Source organism: Kitasatospora sp. NPDC048194 (genome assembly GCF_043202455.1).
Classification (GTDB): Bacteria; Actinomycetota; Actinomycetes; order Streptomycetales; family Streptomycetaceae; genus Kitasatospora.
This window is the reverse complement of record NZ_JBIDAK010000029.1, coordinates 87,244-90,281: the sequence shown is the minus strand read 5'-3', so window position 1 is coordinate 90,281 and position 3,038 is coordinate 87,244. Positions and strand designations below refer to the sequence as shown.

The 3,038-nt window shown below is 71.4% G+C and carries 4 protein-coding genes; 2 read left to right on the top strand and 2 right to left on the bottom strand.

The genetic code is table 11. The features are described from left to right. Nucleotides 1–147: 147 nt before the first annotated feature. Nucleotides 148–336, bottom strand: a complete 189-nt coding sequence (locus tag ACGF07_RS28215) for a hypothetical protein (protein WP_392903192.1) — start codon at nucleotides 334–336, stop codon at nucleotides 148–150. 441 nt (nucleotides 337–777) lie between these two features. Between ACGF07_RS28215 and ACGF07_RS28210 the strand changes: the two genes are divergently transcribed. Beyond that, nucleotides 778–1,362 carry a hypothetical protein gene (locus ACGF07_RS28210; protein ID WP_392903190.1) on the top strand — a complete coding sequence of 195 codons (585 nt, stop codon included), beginning with the start codon at nucleotides 778–780 and terminating at the stop codon, nucleotides 1,360–1,362. Nucleotides 1,363–1,453: 91 nt separating this feature from the next. Here ACGF07_RS28210 and ACGF07_RS28205 read toward each other — a convergent pair whose 3' ends face one another. Then, a complete protein-coding gene (locus ACGF07_RS28205) occupies nucleotides 1,454–2,005 on the bottom strand; it encodes an SLOG family protein (protein ID WP_392903187.1) in 552 nt (183 codons plus the stop codon). Nucleotides 2,006–2,226: 221 nt separating this feature from the next. On the opposite strand from ACGF07_RS28205, the gene ACGF07_RS28200 reads away from it, so the two are divergent. Then, nucleotides 2,227–2,874, top strand: coding sequence for a ComEC/Rec2 family competence protein (locus ACGF07_RS28200; protein WP_392903184.1), 648 nt, complete (start codon nucleotides 2,227–2,229; stop codon nucleotides 2,872–2,874). The last annotated feature ends 164 nt before the right edge of the window (nucleotides 2,875–3,038 follow it).

Sequence of the window (3,038 nt, the reverse complement as noted above, 5' to 3'; positions counted from 1 at the left end):
CCCGCCCCCCCCCCCCGCGCCCCCCCCCCCCCCCCCCCCCCCCCCCCACCCCCCCCCCCCCCCCCACCCCCCCCCCCCGCCCCCCCCCGCGCGGGGGGGGGGGGGGGGGGCGCCCCCCCCCCCCCCCCCCCCCCCACCCCCAGTGGCTTACTTGGCGGCTGGCACCAACACCCTCACCAGTGCCAGGACTTGCCGATTGCTCGCCAGGACGAACTTCCTCGTCGCCGCCGAGGGGATGAACATGGCGATCAAGAGCATGAGGCTCATCACCACCACCGCCACGGTCACCGGCACCGCGAGCGCGAGCCGGGCCCACACGCTGAAGGGAACCGTCACCGGCACCCCCCGGACAACGAGGCCCGGGCGTCAAGTCCATTGCCGGATGCGGCCTTATGAGCTATGGTCAATACCAAGCGAACCTTCCCTGTCAAGCTCGGCGGGGCGAAGGAACGGACGGCTCCCGCTGGAACGGGGGCCGTCGGCATTTTGGGCCGACGGTGGTGCAGTCCGCTCATTGTTGAGACTAGAACACCCTCTGCCGCACCAAGGTTCCGCGGCCCCAGAGCTGCAACCGGAGATTTGACAAGAGGGGAACGAAACCTCGCCATCCGAGGTTTAGGCGGCGCCAAGCCCACTGCGAGCACGACGGCATCGTGAACTGCGGCGTCACACCCAGCTCTCGCTGTTCAGGACCCTTGCACGGGCCTGAGTTGACGCAGATATGTGTCCGGATCGCGCCTCTCCCAAGCGGGCACTTGTCAGCTAGAACTGACAGCCATGGGGGAGCGACACCGCTGGAGCGGCCCGTCCTATTTCGATGGCACGCCCAAGACCTTCGGCGACGGGCTTGAGCTGGCGCCGGCGGTCCAGGCTCTTCGCGAGGCGGTTCACAGGCTTCGAGAACTCGTCCCCAGGCCGCCCGGCGACCCGGCCGAGGAACTGCTGGACGCCTTGAGCCGGCTTGCGGCGATCGAGAAGGCCGTGGCCTCCGAGAGGGTCCTGCTCCTGGCCGAAGCCAACTACCGCGGGGCTACCTGGCAGCAGATGGCCCAGGCTTGCCGAGTCCGGCGCCAATCGCTCCACAAGCGCTATGCGGACCGCGTCCTACGCGTCATCGGCATCTGCTCGGACGCCAATCCGGAGAAGCCGCTGCGGCTGATCATGGAGCTTTACCCGAACACGTTCAACCATCTGGTCGCGCTGGGCCTGGTCAACCCCGAGCCGTCCACCGCTGACGGACGGCACCGCCTGGCCTTCCGCAGGCACACCCACGCCATCGCTGTCGCCCGTCAGCAGAACGTGCCGGAGACGGAGTCCGACAAGAGCCGGGACGATCCCAGGCGGCATCCGACGCAGGGCTGAGGTTTCCCTTCAGCGCCCTTTCCAGCCCTTGGAAACAGCGAAGACTGGAAACGTTTCCTTGATCGACGGGCGCCCGGCCAGGCAGGCAGCATCATTCGTCGGCGGTCGACTCCCGGGGCGGTCCCCCGACCCCCTCGCACCGCGCAGCCTCCAGCTCGGCCTGGAACCGCCGCTGCCGCGCGAGGGGGAACATGTCCACCCGCAGCCACGCGCCGACCTGCACATCGGGTCCAGGCACCAGCCACACCGGCACCTCGCTGAGCAACCCGCGCAGACACATGTCCGAGGTCCCGCCGCTGGCCGGCGAGAAGTGGTCATGGAAGGCGACGATCAGCCGCGGGCGTTCGGTCAGCAGCATCCGCGTGTTCCGCTCCGGACCAGCCAGCCGCCAGTCCGCCGGACGGGCCAGGCGCTCGGCCTTCCAGTCGACCGGATAGCAACGATGCCGTTCAGAGCCCAAGCCATGTCGCTGGCACCACCCATGAGCCGCAGAGTCCGCGCCGGTCGCCGCGCCCTCGATGACCACGAGGCGTTCACCATGACGATCCAAGAGACGGTCGAGCACGATCTCCACCGCCGTCGGCCACGGCCACCGGCGACTCCCGCACATCAGCACCCGCGGCTCACTCAGGTCGAATCCCACAGCACCACCTCGTTCCGGCACCAGGCTGTCATCGGGGTCCGACACCCCTAGAGGTGATCTGGGTCACATCTTCTCATGCTGGCGGTTGTCTCAGAGCGGCTCCAGCGAGGGCGCCCCCCCGCTCCGCCAAATGCCCCCAGGGCCGGGGCGAGACACAAGAGCGGTGTCTCATGAGACACGCGAACCATGGAGAACACGACCACGCCGACCATGTCGAAGGCGTGCCAGGGGTGTTGCGGGGGCGCGGTGTCGGCGCGGTCGAGGGCACGGCGCTGGACGACCCGCCGGGTGAGGTCGCCCGGGTCACGGCCTGGGCGGCCGTCGCCGGGGTGCCGCTGCTGCGCGCCGGGCGTGGTGAACGCCGCTCGGCGGGAGCGGAGTTGACCTGGGACGTGGTGTGGCCGGATCCCGGAGCGGCCGTCGAGGCGTCCGGCGCGAACAACGCGAGCGTGGCGTTGCTGGTGTCGTTGCCGGGCGGGCTGCGGATGGCGTTGCTCGGCGACCTCGAACCACCCGCGCAATCCGCCTTGTTGGGCCGGCTGGGCCGGGTCGACGTCCTGAAGGTGGCGCACCACGGCTCGGCTCACCAGGACTGGGACCTGACGGCCGCCCTGCGGCCCCGGCTGGCCCTGATCTCCTGCGGTGAGGGCAACGCCTACGGCCATCCCTCGCCGCGCACGGTCGACCGGCTGCGCGCCCTGGGCGCCACCGTCCTGCGCACCGACCGCGCGGGTGACATCGCCGTGACCGGCGACTCCCCGTCCACGCTGGCGGTCGCCGTTCAACCCCAGCCCGCCCACGGCCGCCCCGCCGCCCACTCCACCCACCAGACCCACTCGCCCGCCGGCCCCCGTGCCCCGCCCCGGTGACCCCCGCTCTCCTCCTCCCTCCGCAACGCGGGTGGGGATGGGGCAGGGGGTGGGGGAGGCGGAGGGAGGGGAGGGGGCGGGGGCGGGGCCCCGGGGAACGCGATCGCGGCGCGCTCCGGGAGGCCCCGAGCGCGCCCCCCCGGCGACGTGCGGGTTTACCCTGG